A 19,389-nucleotide genomic window follows, 5' to 3' on the forward strand; every position below is an offset into this window, starting at 1 on the left:
CGTCTGATTATTTCGGTGAAGGGGCCGGATGGGGTGTCATTGATGGGCCGGCCTGGCAGCCCTTGCGCGTGCGAATTATTGCGATATTCGCAACTGGAATTCACCGTGATCGACATATATCCGGAGCCCGCACTTGCCTAGAATCCAATCGACGCCTGCGGTGCGCGACGCGATGCACCATGCCAGGCGATTCGAACAATTCTGGAGGTAATCGTCATGAAGTCGCTCATTCAAGCCGTTGTCATCGCCACTGCCTGTGCCGTGCCGCTGGCCGCTTTCGCCCAGTCCGACCAGGGCCTCACGCGCGACCAGGTGCGCGCCCAGCTCGTCGAGTTCCAGCAGACCCAGCGCAATCAGAACGTCGCCTCGACGGCCGCGAACACGCCCGTGACCCAGGGCGACAGCTCGTACGGTGGCGTGAGCAGCTCGTCGTCGATGGCCGGCGCGATGTACGTCTCCGAAGCCGCCCGCAAGGGTCCGCAGTCGGTGTATTTCGGCGGTCAGTAACGCCGCCCACCGGGGCGCCTGACGTCCCAGCTCCGCAAAAGCAACCGGCCCGCGATGTGAAGTCGCGGGCCGGTTGCTTTTTTGTCGTTTGGGGCGGGCGCCAGCGCGGGCTATAGAAGCTCCGCGTCGGGCACGTCGAGCACGAGATCGGTGCGTGCCACCGCGACGCACGTCAGCACATAGCCCTCGGCCTTTTCCTCGCGCGACAGTCCCGGCCATTCGATCGTGAAGCTCGCTTCCCCGCTCACGACGCGGCATAGGCAGGTGCGGCACGTGCCGTTGCGGCACAGGCGCGGCAGGCGGATGCCGGCAAATCCGGCCGCCTCGAGCAGCGTGAGCTCGGGCGGCGCTTCGAACGTGCGGCCAAGCGGCTCCACGCGCACGAGCGGCACCGATTGCATCGACTGCCCCGACTGCCCCGACTGCACCGACGGCCCGTCCGCAGCGCCTGCCTCGGGCACGTCGGCACGCTCGCCACTGTTGCCGCTCTCGCGGGTTGCATTGGCCGCGCGCTGGCTGGCTTCGTCGACATTCATGAAACCGATACTCCAAGCAGGTGGCCCGCACCCGCGGTGAATGCGGCGGCGGCGAGGCCGATGGCGATCTGCCGGAATGCCGAGAACGCCGCGCTGCGTCCGTTAAACAGCGACGTGAATACGCCGACGGCCGCGAGCCCCAGCGTGCTCAGCGCGACGCATTGGACGATGGCCGCCGTGCCGTGCGCCCACAGGAAGGCCGCTGTGGGAAACACCGCGCCCAGCGCGAACAGGCAGAACGACACGGCCGCGGCCGTCCACGGATTGCCGCCCAGCTCTTTCGGATCGATGCCGAGCTCTTCGCGCGCGAGCGTGTTGAGCGCCTCGTCCTTGTCGCGCATGATCTGCGCGGCCACGCGGCGGGCCTCGTCGGCGTCGATGCCCTTCGCCTGGTAGATGAGCGCGAGCTCGTGGCGCTCGGCGTCCGGCGTGTGCTCGAGCTCGTCGGCTTCCTTGGCGAGCTGCGTGCGCGCGAGCTCGCGCGCGTTGGTCACCGAGAGCCATTCGCCGAGCGCCATCGAGCACGCGCCCGCGATGAGCCCGGCGAGGCCGGTCAGCAGGATTGCACGGTTGCTGCTGCCGGCGCCGGCCACGCCCATGATCAGGCAGAAGTTCGAGACCAGCCCGTCGTTGGCGCCGAGCACGGCCGCGCGCAGGTCGTTGCCCGAGGTCGCGCCCTTGTGCCACGACTCGGCGCCGGCGATCTGCGCGCCCTTCGACTGGCCGTGCGCGCGCTTGCTCGCCACGATCGACTGCACGATGGCGGCGTGCTGCTGCTCCTGTGCCGAGAGCTTCTCCGCACCGGGTTCGTGCGCGTAGCGGTCGCGGTCGGCGTACTCGGCGGCGGCGACGGTGGGCAGCACGAGCGAGGGGCCGAAGTAACGCGTGAGCGTCTGCAACAGGCGTGTCTTCGCGCTGCGCCGGTGCGGCCGCACGCGCACGCCGTTGGCGGCGAGCTTGTCGTGCCACACCTGGGCATGCTCGCGCTCCGACGCCGCGAGTTCGGCGAAGATCTGGCGCCGGTCTGCGTCCTTTTCGACGGCGCTGAGCGTGTCGTAGACGGCGGCACTGTCGAGTTCGTCGGCGAGATTGCGCCGGTAGCGGTGGAGTTCCTGGGCGGAGGCCATGATGCGCGTGCGAGATGCGTTTTACGCGAAGCTTAACCTGGCGGCATGAATCTGGCGGCGCGGCGCGCGAGAGCGGGCCGCGCGTGTGCGGGCACGCGCGGCGCGTTGCGATTGCCGCGGTTCGGGGCGAATGCGTGCGTCAGGGGGCGATGGGAGGCGACGGACCGCGCTCAGGTGCGATTCGGCGCGGCTGGGTGCACTCATCCGTGAATGGGTACGACCGGGTGCGATGCCTTCCGCCTCACGCGCCTCAACGCCGCCGCAGGTGCCGATACACCGTGTTGCGCGCCAACCCCAGCTCGCGCGCCGCCGCCGAGACGTTGCCGTCGTGGCGCGCGAGCGCGTCGTCGATCAGGCGCGCCTGCCAGTCCGAAAGGCGGGCCGGGCGCGAGGCGTGAGCGCTTTCCTTGGGCGTGCACGGGGCGACGGGCGTCTGCGGGGCTGCGGCGTCGCGGGCTTCGATGCCATCGTCGCATTCAGCCGGTGCGCAGTCGTGCGCGAGATCCTCGGGCAGATGCACGAGGTCGATGGCGTCCTCGCCTTCGGCCATGATCCCGGCGGTGCGCAGCACGTTCGCGAGCTGACGCAGATTGCCGGGCCAGCGGCAGCGCGCGAAGTATTCGCGCACCTCGGGCGTGATCCGCGCGGGCGCCTCGTGGATCTCACGCCGCACATAGGCCAGCACACGTGCCACGAGCGCATCGAGATCGGTGCGCTCGGCCAGCGGCGGCAGCGTGACCGCGAGCCCGTTGATGCGGTAGTAGAGGTCTTCGCGGAAGCTGCCTTCGGCGATCATCGCGCGCAGGTCGCGGTGAGTCGCGCAAACGATGCGCAAGTCGACCGGCACCGCGCGCGCGCCGCCGAGCGGCACGACGGCGCGCTCTTGCAGCACGCGCATGAGCCGCACCTGCTGGGCGAGGGGCATGTCGCCGATCTCGTCGAGAAAGAGCGTGCCGCCGTGCGCCTGCACGATCTTGCCGGCGCTGCCGCGGCGTTTGGCGCCCGTGAACGCGCCGTCCTCATAGCCGAACAGCTCGGCTTCGATCAGCGTATCGGGCAGCGCCGCGCAATTGAGCGCGACGAACGGCGCATCGCGGCGCGGCGAATCCTGATGCAGCGCCCGCGCGAGCCATTCCTTGCCGGTGCCGGTGCGGCCGAGCACGAGCACGGGGATGTCGCGTCCGCGCACGCGTGCGACGCGCTCGAGCACGCCGGCCACGCGCGCGTCGCCGGTGTCGAGGTCGGCGAGCGTGGGCTGCCAGGCGGCCGTGGGTGCGCGCGCACCCGCCGTCGGGGCGGCGCCCGTTGGGTCTCTTTCGCGCTCACGTGCGGCGCGTTCTGGCCAGGCCGGCTGTGCGCCCACGACCGCCGCGCCCGGCGTGCCGCGCGCAAGCACGCGCACACCGCTCGGCAGCGTGAGCGAGACGAATTCACCGCGCGCACGCATGAGCTGCTGCATGAAGGCCGGAAACGGCTGCCCGAACAGTGCTTCGAAGCCGCGCCGTTGCAGCGCAGCGAGCGTCGAACCGAACTGGAACAGCGCGCTGCGGTTGGCGCACAGCAGCGTGCCGTCGGCGGCGAACGCCGCGAGTCCTTCGTACAGCGTACCGATGAACTCCGCGCGTGCATGGAACTGCAGGCGGATGGCATCGGCGAATTCGGTGTTGAACAGATGGTTCTCGATCATCTGCGCCGACATGCGCACGAGCGCGAGCGTGTGCTTGTGAAAGCCGTGCGATTCACCGCTCACGTCGAGTGCGCCCAGCGTGCGGCCCCACGGATCGGCAATCGGCGCGCACGAGCAGGTGAGGATGTGGTTCGCGTGCAGGAAGTGCTCGCCCGCGTGGATGGTGGTGGGCTGGCCGTCGACGAGCGCCGTGCCGATCGCGTTCGTGCCGCGGTCGCGCTCGGCCCACGAGACGCCGGGACGCAGCGCCACGCGCCGCGCTTTCTCGACGAAGTCGGTGTCGCCGAGGCTGTGCAGGATCACGCCGTTGCGGTCGGTAAGCAGCACCATGCTCTCGGTATCGACGATCTGTGCGTGCAGCGCATCCATCACAGGCCGCGCCTCGGCATAGAGCGTGTGATTCACGTCGATCAGACCGCGCAGATCGTTGCGGCCGAGCGGCTGGAAATCCGGCGCCTCGGAGACGCGCAAGCCGATGGCGCGTGAGCGCGCGTGCGCCTGGGCGATCATGTCCGCGCGGGCCGCTTCGGGGGGCTTGACGGTGGCGGAGGGGTGTCGGGTCACGCGTGTCTCCAATCTTGATTTGACGCTGCGCCGGCGCTTCATGGCACTGCAGCATTGCAGCAGTGCAGCAGTGCAGCAGTGCAGCAGTGCAGCAGTGCAGCAGTGCAGCAGTGCAGCAGTGCGGCGCGCTCCGGCAGCGATATCTGACGGGCCATGGTACAGGAAGGTCGGCGTGCGCCACATTCGGGCGATTCCGGGCCAATCCGCCCGTTTGAGGACAGTGGCGCATGGGGCGCCGCCACGTGCGCGCTGCGCGCGTGATCGTGCGCTCAATGTGCGGCTTGCCTTTGCGCGTGCGAATGCCAGGATGAAGACAGGGGCGCGCGTGTAGCGTCCCGGCGGCGGCGCACTGGGTATCACGGGGTCATTGGCGCCGCCGCGGCTCCTTGCGGAGGGCCGTCATGGTCCAAGGCGAATTGAGGATCCTGGTGGCGGCGCTCGCCGTCTTTGTTGCGCTGGCGGGTCTCGCGGTCGCGATTCACGGTCTGCTCTTCGACGAGCAACAAGTCGTGCTCTACGGCATGGTGATCGTGTCGAGCGGCATCGTCGCATTCGTGGCGATGCTCACGGTGCACCCGAAGGACATCGAAATCGAGCATCGCCAGCATCGCGAGTCGTGAGTTCGCGGGTCTGCAGAGTGGGATGCCTGTTGCGCCGTCCGTGCGTGCGGCCGGCTGTAATGTTGCAGTGCGCCATGCCGGGTGCGGGAGTAGCTGTTTGCGCGCGCAACGGCCAGTTCGCAGAACGCTGAAAAATGCCGCACACGAAGATCTTTTCGCGCGTGTGACAAAGTCGGCCTTGCAGCTAGCCGGAAGTGTCCTAAAGTGAATCCAGACGGCCGCCGCAATCGTGTCGAGCGTAGCGACACTTGCGGCGGTCGGTTTTTAAACCGCGCGTATGTCGTGGAGGAGCATCGAAAGGCGCGGCCCGCTCACTCTCAACCTAAGGCCACTTCCATGCAGATCCTGTTTCCGAACGAGGTGCCCGAATACTCGGGACCTGACCTGACCTTGGCGTTTCCGGCAATGATCGATGGAGAGCGGGTGGAATGTACGATCACGGCGGCGGCGCTGGAGGATCATTTCGGCGCGGCTTCGACCCGGGCCGAAGACATGCTCGACGCATTCGATCACCATCGCGAGCGCATCGAGGCGGTCGCGCGCCGGCTGCTTTCCGAAACGCGCGCGCAGTGCCTGACGCTGCGCAGCGGCTATGTGCGCTTCGTGCAGGCGCATGCCGTGGCGTCCTGAGCGGCTAATTACTGATTGTCACGGGTAGCTTGAGATCGCCCCGCGGCCTGTCTGAGGCCGCGGGGCGTTTTCGTTTGGCTCACGCCAGGCGTGCGTCGAGCCTCGCGCGCCTGGTTCAGATCATGCGCCGCAGCGTATTGTCGCGGAACACCAGATGGTGCCCGATGGCGGCGAGCGCGTGGATGCCGATGATCCAGTAGAACGCATTGCCGATCAGCACGTGCGCGTCCTTGATGACCTTGCGCGCGAGCGGGTCGGCGCCCACCAGCATGATCTGCAGGTCGATGCCCGCGAGCGTGACCGGCTTGCCGCCGGTATTGATCGTCAGGATACCGAGCAGCGGCTGCACGAAGATGAACATGTAAAGCGCCAGATGCGCGAGCCGCGAGAGGAACGTGAGCACGCGGTTCGAGTCGATGTCCTGCGGCGAGCCCTGCCACATGCGCCACAAGAGCCGCAGCACGGCGAGCACGAGCACGAGCGTGCCGGCCCAGTAATGCACGTTGTTCCAGAACACGCGGCTGTCGGTGCCTTTGGGGCCGCGTACCTCAATGGCGAGATACGCGAGCGCGACGAGCAGAAAGATGACCCAGTGAAAGAAGATTGCGGGCTTCGAGTAGCGTTCTGCGGAGGCGGGGTACGTGGCCACGGGGCGGTTCCTTGGTGGGGCGTTGGCGTCGATAGCGTCAGGTATTCGTATGATAAGGACGTCGCAGCGCACCGCACATGTGCGTGACCGGAATACTTGACCTGGCTTGCGCCGGATCGTGACCGCAGCGCGTGATGCGGCGCATCAATGAAAACGGGCGGCCCGCAGTCCACACTGCAAGCCGCCCGTTTGTGCATCGGGCGAACGCCGCCGGGGCGTCCGCGCGCAAAGGCTGGAGGCGCTTACGCCGCGCCCAGGTAGAAGTAGCGGAACAGGAACACCGCTGCGATGATCCAGACGATCGGGCGCACCTGGCGGGCGCGGCCCGTCAGCAGCTTCAGGCCCGCGTACGAGATGAAGCCGAACGCCACGCCGTTGGCAATCGAATACGTGAACGGCATCAAGAGCGCCGTGAGCGCGGCGGGCACGACTTCCGTGGCGTCGTCCCAGGGCAGGCCCGAGAGTTCGCGCAGCATCAGGCACGACACGTAGAGCAGCGCCGGCGCCGTTGCGTAGGCGGGCACCACGCCCGCGAGCGGCGCGACAAACAGGCTCGCGAGGAACAGCACGGCCACGGTGAGCGCCGTCACGCCCGTGCGGCCGCCCGCCTGCACGCCCGAGGCGCTTTCGATATAGGCCGTGGTCGACGAGGTGCCGAGGATCGAGCCCGCGAGAATCGCGGTGCTGTCGGCGAGCAGCGCGCGGTTCAGGCGGTGCATCTTGCCGTGCACGAGCAGGCCCGCGCGGTTGGCCACGCCCATCAGCGTGCCGGTCGCGTCGAACAGCTCGACGAGGAAGAACACCAGCACCACGTTCAGGATGCCGGTCGAGAGCGCGGCCTTGATATCGAGATGCGCGAAGGTCGGCGCGATCGAGGGCGGCGCCGAAAAGACGCCGTGGAACTGGTTGCCGCCGAAGAAGAACGACAGGATCGTCACGCCCACGATGCCGATCAGGATCGCGCCGCGCACCTTGAGCACGTCCAGCGTGACGATGGCGAAGAAGCCGATGATCGCGAGGATCGTGTGCGGGTCGTGCAGGTTGCCGAGCTCGACGAGCGTGGCGGGGCTGCCGACGATCACGCCCGAGGTCTTGAGCGAGATGATCGCGAGAAACAGGCCAATGCCCGAGGTGATCGAGACGCGCAGCGAATGCGGAATCCCGTTGATGATCGCCTCTCGCACGCGCAGCAGCGTGACCACGAAGAACAGGCATCCGGAGATGAACACCGCGCCGAGCGCCGCTTCCCAGGTGAAGCCCATGCCCTTGACCACGGCGTACGCGAAGTAGGCGTTCAGGCCCATGCCGGGCGCGAGTGCGATCGGGTAGTTCGCGTAGAGGCCCATGATGATCGAAGCCAGCGCCGAGACGAGGCAGGTGGCGACGAAGACGGACTCCTTCGGCATGCCGGCGTCGCCGAGAATCGCCGGGTTCACGAAGATGATGTAGGCCATCGTGAGGAAGGTAGTGAAACCGGCAAGCACTTCGGTGCGCAGGTTCGTTCCTGCTTCTTCGAATCCGAAATAGCGTTTGATGGCGTCCATGAAGGTCGGGCCCTTGAGAGTCGTGCGGATTTGTTGTGGGAAGGGGCGCCGGCGGGCGACGGGCGCGTCGCTCGAGGCCGGTTCGCGCGGCTTACGGGCGGGATTTTAAACAATTGTCCGGTAAGTGCAGAAAAGCCTGAGCGAACGTGGAACGGCCGCAACAGTTTGCGGTGCATCAAATGCGGGTGGGGGAGGGGCGTGGGCGCGGCAAAAAGCACAAAGCGGGAGCATCGGTCCGTCCTGACAGACGGATCGACGCTCCCGCCGAGGGGAGAATCTTCAGCGTGACCCGCTTACTGCACCGATTGCGGCATCGCCGCCGCGGCGCGTCGCTGAGCGACGATTGCGCCGGCGCGCTGGGCGTTTTCGGGATAGTTGATCCAGTCGAGCGGATCGTAGCCCGCCGCACGCCATTCGGCCAGGTCCGCGCGCACCTGGGCGCGCGTCAACGGACCGGATGGGTTGTACGGCTGGGCCAGTGCGCTCGTCGAAGCGACGCAGCATGCCGCAGTCAGCAGGCCAAGCGCTACACGCGAAAGAGTGTCCATGGCAATGCCTTTCGTATTAGGGATAACCCTAAAATTATAGGTCTTATCTCGATAACTGAAAGGTTGGCAACAAGAAAAATGCGCATGCCGTGCGCGGGTTTGCGCGCCGAGGCGGCGGTCCGGATCACGGGCAAGTCGCCGCGAGCGTCTCGTGCACGAGGCTCATCGCGATCGTGCCTTTTTCGCTCACCTTGCTGGTTTGCGCTGGCTGCAAGGATCGGCTTCCGGTGGGGTTGCCGGCGATATTATGGTAAATCCGCTCATCGATTTTGATCGTGGCGGGCATCGAATGCCGGTGCGCGGATGCCTAAACTTTTCGTAGACCTTGCGGCAGCGGCCGTGTGGGGTGACAGTTCAAGCACAGGCGTTCGCGTTTCGTGGCGCGAGCGCGCAGGCAAGACAGGAAGGGGACACAGATGGACGAGTTCTATACCGACGATCAACGGATGATCCGCGACGCCGCGCGCGACTTCGCGACCGAACGCCTCGCGCCCAACGCGGCGCAATGGGACCGCGATAGCAAGCTGCCCGACGATGTGGTCGCGCAATTGGGCGAGCTGGGCTTTCTCGGCATGATCGTGCCGCAGGAGCAGGGCGGCTCGTATACCGATTACGTGGCCTACGCGCTCGCGATGGAGGAGATCGCCGCGGGCTGCGCCTCGTGCGCGACGCTCGTGAGCGTGCACAACTCGGTGGGCTGCGGGCCGATCCTCCAGTACGGCACCGACGCGCAGAAGGACCGCTGGCTCGCGAAGCTCGCAAGCGGCGAGATGATCGGCGCGTTCTGCCTGACCGAGCCGCAGGCCGGCTCAGAGGCCAACAACCTGCGCACGCGCGCCGAGCTGCGCGACGGCAAGTGGGTGCTCAACGGCAACAAGCAATTCGTGACGAACGGCTCGCGCGCGAGCCTCGCGATCGTGTTCGCGGTGACCGATCCCGACGCGGGCAAGCGCGGCATCTCGGCCTTCGTCGTGCCCACCAGCACGCCGGGCTTCAACGTGGGGCCGCACGAGAAGAAGATGGGCATTCGCGCCTCGGACACCTGCCCGATCTCGCTCGTCGATTGCGCGATTCCCGAGGAGAACCTGCTCGGCCAGCGCGGCGAGGGTCTCAAGATCGCCTTGTCGAATCTCGAAGGCGGGCGCATCGGCATCGCGGCGCAGGCGCTCGGCATCGCGCGCGCGGCGTTCGACGCGGCGCGCACCTACGCGCACGAGCGCGTGCAGTTCGGCGAGCCGCTGATCCGCCATCAGAGCGTGGCGAACATGCTCGCCGACATGCACACGCGCATCAACGCCGCGCGCCATCTCGTCCATCATGCGGCGAAGCTGCGCACGCTCGGCAAGCCCTGTCTGTCCGAGGCCTCGCAGGCCAAGCTCTTTGCTTCCGAAGTGGCCGAGGAAGTGTGCTCGCACGCAATCCAGATTCACGGCGGCTATGGCTTCCTCAACGACTATCCGGTGGAGCGCCATTACCGCGACGCGCGCATCACGCAGATCTACGAAGGCACGAGCGAAGTGCAGCGCATGGTGATCGCGCGCCAGCTATAAGAAAGGATGACGAAGTATTCGATGTATCGATAAATGAGCGCGCACACGCGCCTTGGGACTGGAGACGACGATGACCGGGTTCACCCCTTCCGCACAGGCTTTCATCGACGCACGCGAGATGCTGCTGCGTCACCGCACCGACTACGCGCGTGCGTACGAGGAATTTGCGTGGCCGCAGCTCGATACCTTCAACTGGGCGCTCGATTATTTCGACGCGATGGCGCGCGGCAATGACAACCCGGCACTGTGGATCGTCGACGATCTCGCGAACGGTGGCACGCGTTATTCGTTCGCGCAGATGTCCGAGCGCTCCTCGCGCATGGCGAATTTCCTGCGCTCGGAAGGCGTGGGCCGCGGCGATCGTCTGCTGCTGATGCTGCCCAACCGCGTCGAGCTCTGGGACGTGATGCTGGCGGCGATGAAGCTGGGCGCCGTGGTGCTGCCCGCCACCACGCAGCTCTCGCCCGACGACGTACGCGAGCGCGTGGAGGCGGGCGGCGCGCGCTTCGTGGTGGTGGATGCGGCGGAGCTCGCGAAATTCGACGCGCTCGATGCGAGCGTGAAGCGCATCGCGGTAGGCGCGTCGCGCGAAGGCTGGACTGACCTCTCTCGCGCTTACGAAGCAAATGCGGCCTTCGAGCCCGATGGCCCGACGCGCGCGAGCGACCCGATGCTGCTCTATTTCACCTCGGGCACCACGTCCAAGCCCAAGCTCGTCGAGCACACGCATCAGAGCTACCCCGTGGGGCACCTTTCCACGATGTACTGGATCGGCCTCATGCCCGGCGACGTGCACTGGAACATCAGCTCGCCGGGCTGGGCCAAGCATGCGTGGAGCTGTTTCTTCGCGCCGTGGAATGCGCAGGCCTGTGTGTTCGTCTATAACTACGCGCGCTTTGTGCCGAAAGACACCCTCAACGCGCTCGTGCAATGCGGCGTGACCACGCTGTGTGCGCCGCCCACCGTGTGGCGCATGCTCGTGCAGGAGCCGCTCGCAAGCTACGCGGTCAAGCTGCGCGAGATCGTGGGCGCGGGCGAGCCGCTCAATCCCGAGATCATCGAGCGCGTGCGTCACGCGTGGGATATCACGATCCGCGACGGCTATGGCCAGACCGAGACCACCTGCCAGATCGGCAATTCGCCGGGCCAACCCGTGATGGCGGGCTCGATGGGCCGGCCGCTGCCGGGCTACCGCGTCGAGCTCGTCGACCCCGACGATCAAGCCGTGAGCGAAGGCGAAATCGCCTTGCCGCTCGAGCATCGCCCGCTTGGCCTGATGACGGGCTACGCGAACAACGCGAAGGCCACCGAGCAGGCGATGCGCAACGGCTACTACCACACGTCCGACGTGGCGCTGCGCCGCGACGACGGCTACTACGTCTACGTGGGCCGCGCCGACGATGTGTTCAAGTCGTCCGACTACCGCCTGAGCCCGTTCGAGCTGGAAAGCGTGCTGATCGAGCACGAGGCGATTGCCGAGGCGGCCGTGGTGCCGAGCCCCGACCCGTTGCGGCTTTCGGTGCCGAAGGCGTACGTGAGCGTGCGCCAGGGCTACGAGGCCGGCCCTGATCTCGCGCGCGAGGTATTCCGCTTCTCGCGCGAAAAGCTCGCCCCGTACAAGCGCATTCGGCGGCTCCAGTTCAGCGAGTTGCCGAAGACCATCTCGGGCAAGATCCGCCGCGTCGAGCTGCGCCGCCGGGAAATGGAGCGCACGGACGATACCGCGCGCCAGCCCGACGAATACTGGGAAGACGATTTCCCGGAGCTGCGTTGAAATCTGGACGGAGTCCGAAATGATCGAATTCGAATACACGCATGACGGCGCGGTGGCCCTCATCACGCTCGCGCGCCCGCCCGCGAATGCGTTTACCGTCGATGGCCTGGGCCAGCTACAGGAGGTGATCGAGGCGTTCAATCGCGAGGCGAAGGTGCGCGCGATCGTCATCACTGGCAGCGGCCCGAAATTCTTCAGCGCGGGCGCGGACCTGAACGCGTTCGCCACGGGCGATCGTGAAGCGGCGCGCACGGCGGCCTCGGCATTCGGCGCCGCCTTCGAGACGCTGCAGAACGCGCGGCCCGTGGTGATTGCCGCGATCAACGGCTACGCGATGGGTGGCGGGCTGGAATGCGCGCTCGCCTGCGATATCCGCATCGCCGAGGAACACGCGCAACTCGCGCTGCCCGAACCGGCCGTCGGCTTGCTGCCGTGCGGCTGCGGCACGCAGACGCTGCCCTGGCTCGTCGGCGAGGGCTGGGCCAAGCGCATCATCCTGACCGGCGAGCGCGTGGATGCCGCCACGGCGCTGCGCATCGGCCTCGTCGAAGAGGTGGTCCCGCAGGGTGGGGCACGCGAGGTCGCGCTCGCCATGGCCGCACGCGTGGCGTCGCTCAGCCCGCAGGCCGTGTCGTCCAGCAAGTCGCTCATTCATCAGGCGCGCAACGGCGTGCCGCGCGGCCCGGCGCTCGCGGTGGAGCGCGAGCGCTTCGTCGACCTGTTCGATTCGCCCAACCAGCGCGAGGGCGTGAATGCCTTCCTCGAAAAGCGCAAGCCGCGCTGGCATATTGAAATGGAGAACTAAATAATGAATGCACTACCCGCTTCCGCCAGGACCAAAACTCAGCCGGCCGCATCTGAGCCGGCCGCACCGGAAGCCGGACAGGAGGTGTTGTTCCGCGTGGTCAATCGTGTCGCGATCGTCACGCTGAACCGTCCCGCCGCGCTCAATGCGCTCTCGCACGCGATGGTGCGCGAGATTGCCGTGCTGCTCGAACGCGTGCGCCACGACGACACCCTCGTCGCGCTCGTGCTCGAAGGCGCGGGCCCGAAGGGCTTTTGCGCGGGCGGCGACGTGCGCGCGATCGACCGTCTCGCGCGCGCGGGCGAGCGGCTTGGCGAAAACGGCTGGCAGCAGTTCTTCGTCGACGAATACCGGCTCGACTACGCGCTGCATACGTTCGAGAAGCCGCTCGTCGCGCTGCTCGACGGCGTGACAATGGGCGGCGGCATGGGGCTGGGTCAGGCAGCGGCGCTGCGCGTGGCCACCACGCGCACGAAGATCGCGATGCCGGAGACGCGCATCGGCATGTTGCCCGACGTGGGCGCCACGCATTTCCTCGCGAAGATGCCGGTGGAAACCGAGCTCTATGTGGGGCTGACCGGCGTGCTGCTCACGGGCGCCGACGCGCTCCACTGCGATCTCGCCGATCTCTGCGTGCCGGGCGAATGGCTCGACGGCTATGAGGCGCGCCTCGCGCAGGCCAGCTTCGAAGGCGGCGTGCTCGAAGCGCTGCATGGCGTGTTCGGCGCACCGTCCTACCAGCCGGAGGCAAGCGCGCTCGCCGGGCATGCGGCGCTGATTGCGCGGCACTTCGAGCACCGCGCGCACGTCGAGCAGATCGTGCGCACCTTGCGCGCCGATCTCGAGCGCGAGCAGCCCGAGGCCGTACGTGCATGGCTCGAAGCCACGCTCGAAGCGCTCACGCACTACTCGCCGACCATGCTCGAAGTCGCGCGCGAGGCGCTGCTGCGCGGCCGCCAGATGACGCTGGCCGAGAGCTTCCGCATGGAGCTCGGGATCGTTGCGCGCGCGATCGAAGAGGGCGACTTCTGCGAAGGCGTGCGTGCGCATCTCGTCGACAAGGACCGCAAGCCGCGTTGGGCGCCCGCGACGCTCGCCGAATTGCGCGACGAGCGCGTGCAGTATTTCCTGTGCTCGCCGTGGCGCGCGGACACGCATCCGCTCGCCGATCTGGGCGCGTGATTCGATTCCTGTGCTGAACCCTCGCGGCGCACGTGAATCGGCGCGCCGTGTCTCATCTCCGGCGCTTCACGCGCCGCGATCTCACGCAGCACGCCCCCATGAATGAGCAAACGCCCGCCGTGCGCGAAGCAGGGCGGGCGTGGGCGTATCACCTCGGGCGCGTGCGCGCCCTGGCGCTTTACAGATAGCTGCAGCAGTAGTCGAGCGTCTCGATGACGTCGATGTCGAAGCGGCTCTTGCCCGGCACCGAGAACGACTCGCCTGCGCCGTACGTCTTCCACTCGTCGCTGCCGTCGAGGCGGATGCGGCACTGGCCGCCTTGCACTTCCATCAGCTCGGGCGCGTCGGTGCCGAAGTTCAGCTGGCCCGGCAGGATCACGCCGAGCGTCTTGCGCGAGCCGTCGGCGAACAGCACGGTGTGCGAGACGCACTTGCCGTCGAAGTAGACGTTGGCTTTGCGGACTACGGAAACCTGGTCGAATTGTGTTGCGGCCGTCATGGCGGTCTTCCTCTGAGTCGTCGTGAATGGATGCGTCGGCGCCAGGCGGGCGCGGTTCTGCGCGCGCGGAGCGGGACCGACATGATACCGGCACTCGATGCGCGCGGCGAAGCGGCCACGCGGATTCGGCTCGGCCGGCCGCCGGGAATCTGACAGCGAAAACCTGCGAAATGCGTAACGAGTGTTTACATAAGCATAACGCTTAATTACAATTGCGACAGCAAATGAGAATCATACGCATTCGCAAAAAACGACTCAACACAGGATTTCGCTGATGCGGGCGGCGCGTGACGCCCTGCTCGGACGTGTCCGCCTTCGACCCAACCGCTCACCATGTCCGTCCTCTTCCCGACGCGGATGCGCGCTGTCGCGTCCGTCGCTGCCCTGTATTGCTCCGGCTTCTTCGTATCGGCCGTTCACGCCCAGGCCGCCCACACGGCGCCGGCGACGCCTGGAGCCTCCGCCGCTGCGTCACCGGCCGCCGGATCGCCGGCAACCGCTGCCCCGTCCTCCGCCGCGCCCACGGCCAATGCGACCGATGCCGGCACCAGCGCGGGCACTAGCGCGACTACCAGTGCCGCCGCCGAAGCCACGCTGCCCGCCGTGAAGGTCATGTCGGCGCCTTCCGAGATGCAGGCAAAGACACTCGACTCGTACAAGTTCACCTCGCCGCTCATCGACACGCCGCGCTCGGTCACGGTGATCCCGCAGGAAGTGCTCAAGGAAAAGAACGTCACGACCTTTCAGGACGCGCTGCGCACGGTGCCCGGCATCACGTTCCTCGGCGGCGACGCGGCCGCGAACCCCTCGGCGGACCGTCCCGTGATACGCGGCTTCGAGTCGCGCAACTCGATCTTCGTGGACGGCATGCGCGACTCGGGCGTGCAGAACCGCGAGACCTTCGACGTGGAGAACATCAGCGTCGTGAAGGGCCCGGACTCGGTGTACGCGGGGCGTGGCTCGGTGGGCGGCAGCATCGACATCACCACGAAGACGCCGCTAAACGAGAACTTCATCAACGGCAGCGTCGGCCTCGGCACCGACAGCTACCGCCGCGCGACTGTCGACTGGAACCAGAAGCTCAACGACACCACGGCGATCCGCCTGAACGCGATGGGCCACGACGCCGACCAGCCGGGCCGCACCGACATCTACAGCCAGCGCTGGGGCGTGGCGCCCTCGATCGCGTTCGGCCTGAACACGCCGACCACGGTCACGCTGAGCTACTACCACCTGAACACCTACGACATGCCCGACTTCAGCGTGCCGTTCCGCTCCACGGGCGGCACGCCGGTGCCCACCAATCGCGGGCAGTTCTACGGCCTGAACGCGCGCGACTACCGGCGCGGGCAGAACGACACGGGCGAGGTGAAGGTCGAGCACCGCTTCAACGACGCGTGGAAGCTCAAGAACACGACGATGTTCGGCCGCTCGACGCTCGACTACATCGCGACGAACCCGCAGCTCACGAGTGCGACTTCGAACATCCTGAGCCTGCAGGCGAAGAGCGGCAAGTACGCGACTAATAGCGTCGCGAACCAGACCGAGGCGAACGGCAAATTCGATCTCTACGGCATGCGCCACACGCTCACGGCGGGCGTGGAGTTCAGCCACGAGCAGGATCTTTACGAGGGCTATCTCGTGACCGACTCGAAGGGCAACAACATCCGCTCGGGCGGCCCGTGCACGGTGGCCTACAACTGCACGCCGCTCGCGTACTGGAACCCGAACAATCCGTGGACCGGCAGCGTGCTGCTCAACGGCGACAAGAGCTTCCCCGGCCCGGCCACGCATACGCAGACCAACATCGCCTCGGCCTACCTGTTCGACAGCGTGCAGCTTTCCGAGCGCTGGATCTTCAACGCGGGCCTGCGCTTCGACCGCTTCGACGTCACGGCGCAGCAGGCGGGCGTGCCCGATCTGTCGAACACCTCGAATCTCTTCAGCTACCAGTTCGGCCTCGTGTTCAAGCCGGTGCAGACGCTGAGCCTGTATGCGTCGTACGGCACCTCGGCGAATCCGCCGGGCGCGAACTCGGGCCTGGGCGGCGGCACCGACCAGATCACGGCGGCCAACCAGAATCTCGCACCCGAGCGCTCGCGCAACATCGAAGTGGGCGCGAAGTGGGACGTGCTCCACGAGCGTCTCTCGCTCACCACGGCACTGTTCCAGACCGACAAGACCAACGCCCGCGTGAGCGATGGACTCGGCGGCACGATCAACGCGGGCTCGCAGCGCGTGCGCGGCTTCGAGTTCGGCTTTGCCGGCAACGTGACGAACCAGTGGGCCGTGTTCGGCGGCTATTCGTATCTCGATGCGATCACCACCAACGCCGGCCCGACCAGCCCGCAGAACTCCGGCTTGCCGATGGTGATGGTGCCCAAGCACAACTTCACGTTGTGGACGAGCTACGACGTGATGCCCAAGCTCACGGTGGGCGCGGGCGCGACGGTGTCGAGCGAGACTTACGCGTCGGTTTCGTCGACCACGCGCAAGTGGATCCCGGGCTACGCGCGCTTCGACGCCTCGGCGACGTGGCGCGTGACGAAGAAGGTCGATCTGCAGTTGAACGTGAACAACATCTTCGACCGGCAGTACTACCAGAGCGCGTACCCGATCTACGCGACCTGGGCGCCGGGCCGCTCGGCCATGGTCACGCTGAACTTCTATCAGTGATGCGTTGAGGCTTTAACGCCGTGACGTAAACGCAGCAGGGGGCGCCCGTGATACCACCGGGCGCCCCCTGCTTTTTTTGCATGCGTGCCTTGCGGCCGCGCGCTTATTCCCCCGTGACCGTGACCGAAGCCTCGGACGTGAGCATCATGAACGTGAAGCTCTCCTGCAGATACAGGCGCACGGTGTTCTCGTCGTGCGACGCGTAGCCGATCGAGACGTCCTGGCCCAGGTGGAGCGCGAAGTCGCCGCCGCGCGTGGTGAGGATGCTGCCGCCTTGGAGCGCCGGCGCCCAGATGATCTCGCCTTTTACGAGGCGGCGGATGTGCTCGAGGATCGGGTAGCCCGAGTCGCTTGCCTCGCTCACGGCCGTGTAGGCGTCGGAGCCGAGCAGCACTGCGTACGGGCCGTCCACGCCTTGCAGGCGCAGCTGTTCGAGCGCTCTTGCGATCACCGTCGGGTAATCGGCCACGTTGGCGGGCATCTGCAGCAGCGGGTTCGATGTGCCTTCGCGAATGCCGGTGATCTGCGCGGCCTTGTAGCCGTCGAAGATCGCGCGGTCTTCGGCGAACGCGAGGCGCGTGGCCGCGTCCTTGGCCGGCTGCCAGTCGGAGTCGTCCGCGCCGCGCTCGACGTCGTCGATGGCCTCGCGCGAAAGCTCGAACGGCACGCGCAGCTCGACCAGCGCCTTCACCTCGCGCTGGCGCGCGCGGATGCCTTCGAGCGGCGCCTCGATGCCGCTCTGGTGCCCGGTGCCGACGCCGGCGAGGTCCACGCCGCCGGGGCCCTTCACATCGACGACACGGCGGCCCGCGAGCGAGCGCTTGAAGGTGCGCGCGACTTCTTCTTCGATTTGCGACCACGCGTCCGAGGAAATGGGCGCCAGCTCGCGATGGAGATTATTCATACCGGGGTGCTCCTTTGAGGGATCCAATGGCAAGCGAGCCGTCCGCGCCTGGCGCGGCGGCGGGCTCGGGTTCGGGTTGATCGTCGAGGTTCGTGTCCACGGCGCCTGCGAGGCTCGGCTCGCGCTCGGCGAGCGCCTCGAGCAGCGGCTGCGAAGGCACGAAGAAGAGGCTGCCCGTGACGGCGCGGCTGTAGTCGAGCAGACGGTCGTAGTTGCCGGGCGGCCGGCCGACGAACATGTTCTCCAGCATCTGCTCGATGGGCGCGGGCGAGCGCGCGTAGCCGATGAAGTAGGTGCCGAATTCGCCCGAGCCAGGCCGGCCGAACGGCATGTTGTCGCGCAGGATCTTGACCTCGTCGCCGTCGGCGTCCGTGAGCGTGGTGAGCGAGCTGTGCGAGCAGCTCGGCTTCACGTCCGCGTCGAGCTCGATGTCCTGCAGCTTGGTGCGGCCGATGATGCGTTCCTGCGCTTCCACGTTCAGCGCGTTCCAGCCTTTCATGTCGTGCAGGTACTTCTGCACCAGCACGTAGCTGCCGCCCGCGAACTCGGGGTCCTGGTCCGCGCCGATCACCGTGAAATGCACGGCTTCGTTGCCTTCGGGGTTCTCGGTGCCGTCGACGAAGCCGATCATCGCGCGCATGTCGAAATTGCGGAAACCGTGCACTTCGTCCACGGTCGTGACCGCGCCTTCGAGGCGGTTCATCAGCTGGGTGGCCAGCTCGAAGCACAGGTCGGTCTGGTCGGCGCGGATGTGCAGGAGCAGGTCACCGGGCGTGGCGACGGCCACGCGCTCGCCCGAGCCGAATTCGCGGAACGGGTGCAGCTCGGCCGGACGCGGGTCGCCGAACAGGCGGTCCCATGCGTCGGACGAAAAGCCCACCACACAGGACAGGTTGCCGCTGGGCACGCGCTTGCCGACCGCGCGCGCGAGGTTGGCGACGTCGGCGCACCAGGCGCGCACGGCGGCGCGGCTCGCGGCGCCTTCGTTGAGGGTCGCGACGATGAAGATGGCGCTGCGGGTGACGGAGGTGGAGACGGACTGCGGATCGGGCGTTGGGGTGGAGGGCGTCATGGTGTGGGGTATCGCTCGGCTTGGTTCTGCGTGGTTTGGTGCCAGGTCGGGGCGGATGGCGCTACGCGTGGTGCGGTTCGCGGCGGGGCACGAGGCGCCACGCGAGCGCGCTGCCCGCATAGTTTAGCCAAACTCGCGAAAAAGGGCGGTTTGCAGGCGAGTGGCTTGACGTGCGACGATAGTCGTCGTCACGGCTCATGAGAGACACACCATGTGGGATCACACCGAGCATGAAGGCTTCGAGATCTGGGTGTTGCCGATTCCGGCGTTCGGGCCGCGCTCGCCCGAGCCGCTCTTTCACTACAGTGGCTACATCTGCCGCCACGGTGCGGACGCACATGTGGAAGGGCGCAGCATCCGCTTCCACGATCTGATGCGCAACTACATCGGTCCCGACGCCGCGCTCGACGCGGCCTATGCCGACGCGCGCGAGCGCATCGACCGCTTTCGCGCCACGGGAAGCTGGGCAGAAAGCCACAGCGGCTAGCGCGCCCGCGGCCTGACGGCGGGGCGGC

General features: G+C 67.1%; 19 protein-coding genes. 9 read left to right on the forward strand and 10 right to left on the reverse strand.

From position 1 onward, the window contains the following. Positions 1-216 precede the first annotated feature (216 nt). A complete protein-coding gene (locus E1956_RS26270; RefSeq protein ID WP_134754291.1) occupies positions 217-507 on the forward strand; it encodes a DUF4148 domain-containing protein in 291 nt (96 codons plus the stop codon). Positions 508-617: 110 nt separating this feature from the next. Here the strand turns inward: E1956_RS26270 and E1956_RS26275 are convergent, their stop codons facing one another. The 3 genes from E1956_RS26275 to E1956_RS26285 form a co-directional block, all read right to left on the reverse strand. Beyond that, positions 618-908 carry a 2Fe-2S iron-sulfur cluster-binding protein gene (locus E1956_RS26275; RefSeq protein ID WP_134754910.1) on the reverse strand — a complete coding sequence of 97 codons (291 nt, stop codon included), beginning with the start codon at positions 906-908 and terminating at the stop codon, positions 618-620. A 131-nt stretch (positions 909-1,039) separates the two neighbouring features. Further along, positions 1,040-2,170, reverse strand: coding sequence for a VIT1/CCC1 transporter family protein (locus tag E1956_RS26280; protein ID WP_134754293.1), 1,131 nt, complete (start codon positions 2,168-2,170; stop codon positions 1,040-1,042). Between the two features lie 250 nt (positions 2,171-2,420). Continuing rightward, positions 2,421-4,367 (reverse strand): sigma-54-dependent Fis family transcriptional regulator, encoded by a 1,947-nt coding sequence (locus E1956_RS26285; RefSeq protein WP_232071797.1) that lies wholly within the window; start codon positions 4,365-4,367, stop codon positions 2,421-2,423. A 455-nt stretch (positions 4,368-4,822) separates the two neighbouring features. Between E1956_RS26285 and E1956_RS26290 the strand changes: the two genes are divergently transcribed. Then, positions 4,823-5,041: a DUF2964 family protein gene (locus E1956_RS26290; RefSeq protein WP_134754297.1), complete on the forward strand. Its 219-nt coding sequence runs from the start codon at positions 4,823-4,825 to the stop codon at positions 5,039-5,041. A 336-nt stretch (positions 5,042-5,377) separates the two neighbouring features. Beyond that, a complete protein-coding gene (locus E1956_RS26295; protein ID WP_028222907.1) occupies positions 5,378-5,671 on the forward strand; it encodes a DUF1488 family protein in 294 nt (97 codons plus the stop codon). Positions 5,672-5,786: 115 nt separating this feature from the next. On the opposite strand, the gene E1956_RS26300 is transcribed toward E1956_RS26295, so the two are convergent. The 4 genes from E1956_RS26300 to E1956_RS46310 form a co-directional block, all read right to left on the reverse strand. Continuing rightward, entirely contained in the window at positions 5,787-6,320 is a 534-nt protein-coding gene (locus E1956_RS26300) for a cytochrome b (protein WP_134754300.1), read from the reverse strand. A gap of 242 nt (positions 6,321-6,562) precedes the next feature. After that, on the reverse strand, positions 6,563-7,864 hold the full coding sequence (locus E1956_RS26305) for an NCS2 family permease (RefSeq protein WP_134754302.1): 1,302 nt from the start codon (positions 7,862-7,864) through the stop codon (positions 6,563-6,565). Positions 7,865-8,157: 293 nt separating this feature from the next. Next, complete coding sequence (locus E1956_RS26310; protein ID WP_134754304.1) at positions 8,158-8,412, reverse strand: DUF4148 domain-containing protein; 255 nt, start codon at positions 8,410-8,412, stop codon at positions 8,158-8,160. A 124-nt stretch (positions 8,413-8,536) separates the two neighbouring features. After that, a complete protein-coding gene (locus tag E1956_RS46310; protein ID WP_167760121.1) occupies positions 8,537-8,698 on the reverse strand; it encodes a hypothetical protein in 162 nt (53 codons plus the stop codon). A 130-nt stretch (positions 8,699-8,828) separates the two neighbouring features. On the opposite strand from E1956_RS46310, the gene E1956_RS26315 reads away from it, so the two are divergent. From E1956_RS26315 to E1956_RS26330, 4 genes are all read left to right on the forward strand, one after another. Beyond that, a complete protein-coding gene (locus E1956_RS26315) occupies positions 8,829-9,962 on the forward strand; it encodes an acyl-CoA dehydrogenase family protein (RefSeq protein ID WP_134754306.1) in 1,134 nt (377 codons plus the stop codon). A 70-nt stretch (positions 9,963-10,032) separates the two neighbouring features. Continuing rightward, positions 10,033-11,736, forward strand: coding sequence for an AMP-binding protein (locus E1956_RS26320; protein ID WP_134754308.1), 1,704 nt, complete (start codon positions 10,033-10,035; stop codon positions 11,734-11,736). Between the two features lie 19 nt (positions 11,737-11,755). Next, positions 11,756-12,541, forward strand: a complete 786-nt coding sequence (locus tag E1956_RS26325) for an enoyl-CoA hydratase (RefSeq protein WP_134754310.1) — start codon at positions 11,756-11,758, stop codon at positions 12,539-12,541. 3 nt (positions 12,542-12,544) lie between these two features. Continuing rightward, positions 12,545-13,723: an enoyl-CoA hydratase/isomerase family protein gene (locus tag E1956_RS26330; RefSeq protein ID WP_134754312.1), complete on the forward strand. Its 1,179-nt coding sequence runs from the start codon at positions 12,545-12,547 to the stop codon at positions 13,721-13,723. A gap of 178 nt (positions 13,724-13,901) precedes the next feature. Here E1956_RS26330 and ppnP read toward each other — a convergent pair whose 3' ends face one another. Further along, the gene (gene ppnP / locus E1956_RS26335) at positions 13,902-14,222 is read right to left on the reverse strand and encodes a pyrimidine/purine nucleoside phosphorylase (RefSeq protein ID WP_134754314.1); all 321 of its coding nucleotides are present in this window, start codon (positions 14,220-14,222) and stop codon (positions 13,902-13,904) included. Positions 14,223-14,555: 333 nt separating this feature from the next. On the opposite strand from ppnP, the gene E1956_RS26340 reads away from it, so the two are divergent. Beyond that, entirely contained in the window at positions 14,556-16,898 is a 2,343-nt protein-coding gene (locus E1956_RS26340; RefSeq protein ID WP_134754316.1) for a TonB-dependent receptor, read from the forward strand. Between the two features lie 103 nt (positions 16,899-17,001). Here the strand turns inward: E1956_RS26340 and E1956_RS26345 are convergent, their stop codons facing one another. After that, positions 17,002-17,802, reverse strand: a complete 801-nt coding sequence (locus tag E1956_RS26345) for a family 1 encapsulin nanocompartment shell protein (protein ID WP_134754318.1) — start codon at positions 17,800-17,802, stop codon at positions 17,002-17,004. After that, the gene (locus E1956_RS26350; RefSeq protein WP_134754320.1) at positions 17,795-18,874 is read right to left on the reverse strand and encodes a Dyp-type peroxidase; all 1,080 of its coding nucleotides are present in this window, start codon (positions 18,872-18,874) and stop codon (positions 17,795-17,797) included. The genes E1956_RS26345 and E1956_RS26350 overlap by 8 nt, the downstream gene beginning before the upstream one ends. Positions 18,875-19,085: 211 nt before the next feature. Between E1956_RS26350 and E1956_RS26355 the strand changes: the two genes are divergently transcribed. Beyond that, complete coding sequence (locus E1956_RS26355) at positions 19,086-19,361, forward strand: hypothetical protein (RefSeq protein WP_134754322.1); 276 nt, start codon at positions 19,086-19,088, stop codon at positions 19,359-19,361. Positions 19,362-19,389 lie beyond the last annotated feature (28 nt).

It is taken from the genome of Paraburkholderia pallida (genome assembly GCF_004524855.1).
GTDB lineage: Bacteria > Pseudomonadota > Gammaproteobacteria > Burkholderiales > Burkholderiaceae > Paraburkholderia > Paraburkholderia oxyphila.

Bases quoted from the DNA above. Each gene is read 5' to 3' on its own strand.
- E1956_RS26270 (WP_134754291.1), top strand. From the start codon at position 217: ATGAAGTCGCTCATTCAAGCCGTTGTCATCGCCACTGCCTGTGCCGTG.
- E1956_RS26275 (WP_134754910.1), bottom strand. From the start codon at position 908: ATGCAATCGGTGCCGCTCGTGCGCGTGGAGCCGCTTGGCCGCACGTTC.
- E1956_RS26280 (WP_134754293.1), bottom strand. From the start codon at position 2,170: ATGGCCTCCGCCCAGGAACTCCACCGCTACCGGCGCAATCTCGCCGAC.
- E1956_RS26285 (WP_232071797.1), bottom strand. From the start codon at position 4,367: ATGATCGCCCAGGCGCACGCGCGCTCACGCGCCATCGGCTTGCGCGTC.
- E1956_RS26290 (WP_134754297.1), top strand. From the start codon at position 4,823: ATGGTCCAAGGCGAATTGAGGATCCTGGTGGCGGCGCTCGCCGTCTTT.
- E1956_RS26295 (WP_028222907.1), top strand. From the start codon at position 5,378: ATGCAGATCCTGTTTCCGAACGAGGTGCCCGAATACTCGGGACCTGAC.
- E1956_RS26305 (WP_134754302.1), bottom strand. From the start codon at position 7,864: ATGGACGCCATCAAACGCTATTTCGGATTCGAAGAAGCAGGAACGAAC.
- E1956_RS26310 (WP_134754304.1), bottom strand. From the start codon at position 8,412: ATGGACACTCTTTCGCGTGTAGCGCTTGGCCTGCTGACTGCGGCATGC.
- E1956_RS46310 (WP_167760121.1), bottom strand. From the start codon at position 8,698: ATGCCCGCCACGATCAAAATCGATGAGCGGATTTACCATAATATCGCC.
- E1956_RS26315 (WP_134754306.1), top strand. From the start codon at position 8,829: ATGGACGAGTTCTATACCGACGATCAACGGATGATCCGCGACGCCGCG.
- E1956_RS26320 (WP_134754308.1), top strand. From the start codon at position 10,033: ATGACCGGGTTCACCCCTTCCGCACAGGCTTTCATCGACGCACGCGAG.
- E1956_RS26325 (WP_134754310.1), top strand. From the start codon at position 11,756: ATGATCGAATTCGAATACACGCATGACGGCGCGGTGGCCCTCATCACG.
- E1956_RS26330 (WP_134754312.1), top strand. From the start codon at position 12,545: ATGAATGCACTACCCGCTTCCGCCAGGACCAAAACTCAGCCGGCCGCA.
- ppnP (WP_134754314.1), bottom strand. From the start codon at position 14,222: ATGACGGCCGCAACACAATTCGACCAGGTTTCCGTAGTCCGCAAAGCC.
- E1956_RS26340 (WP_134754316.1), top strand. From the start codon at position 14,556: ATGTCCGTCCTCTTCCCGACGCGGATGCGCGCTGTCGCGTCCGTCGCT.
- E1956_RS26345 (WP_134754318.1), bottom strand. From the start codon at position 17,802: ATGAATAATCTCCATCGCGAGCTGGCGCCCATTTCCTCGGACGCGTGG.
- E1956_RS26350 (WP_134754320.1), bottom strand. From the start codon at position 18,874: ATGACGCCCTCCACCCCAACGCCCGATCCGCAGTCCGTCTCCACCTCC.
- E1956_RS26355 (WP_134754322.1), top strand. From the start codon at position 19,086: ATGTGGGATCACACCGAGCATGAAGGCTTCGAGATCTGGGTGTTGCCG.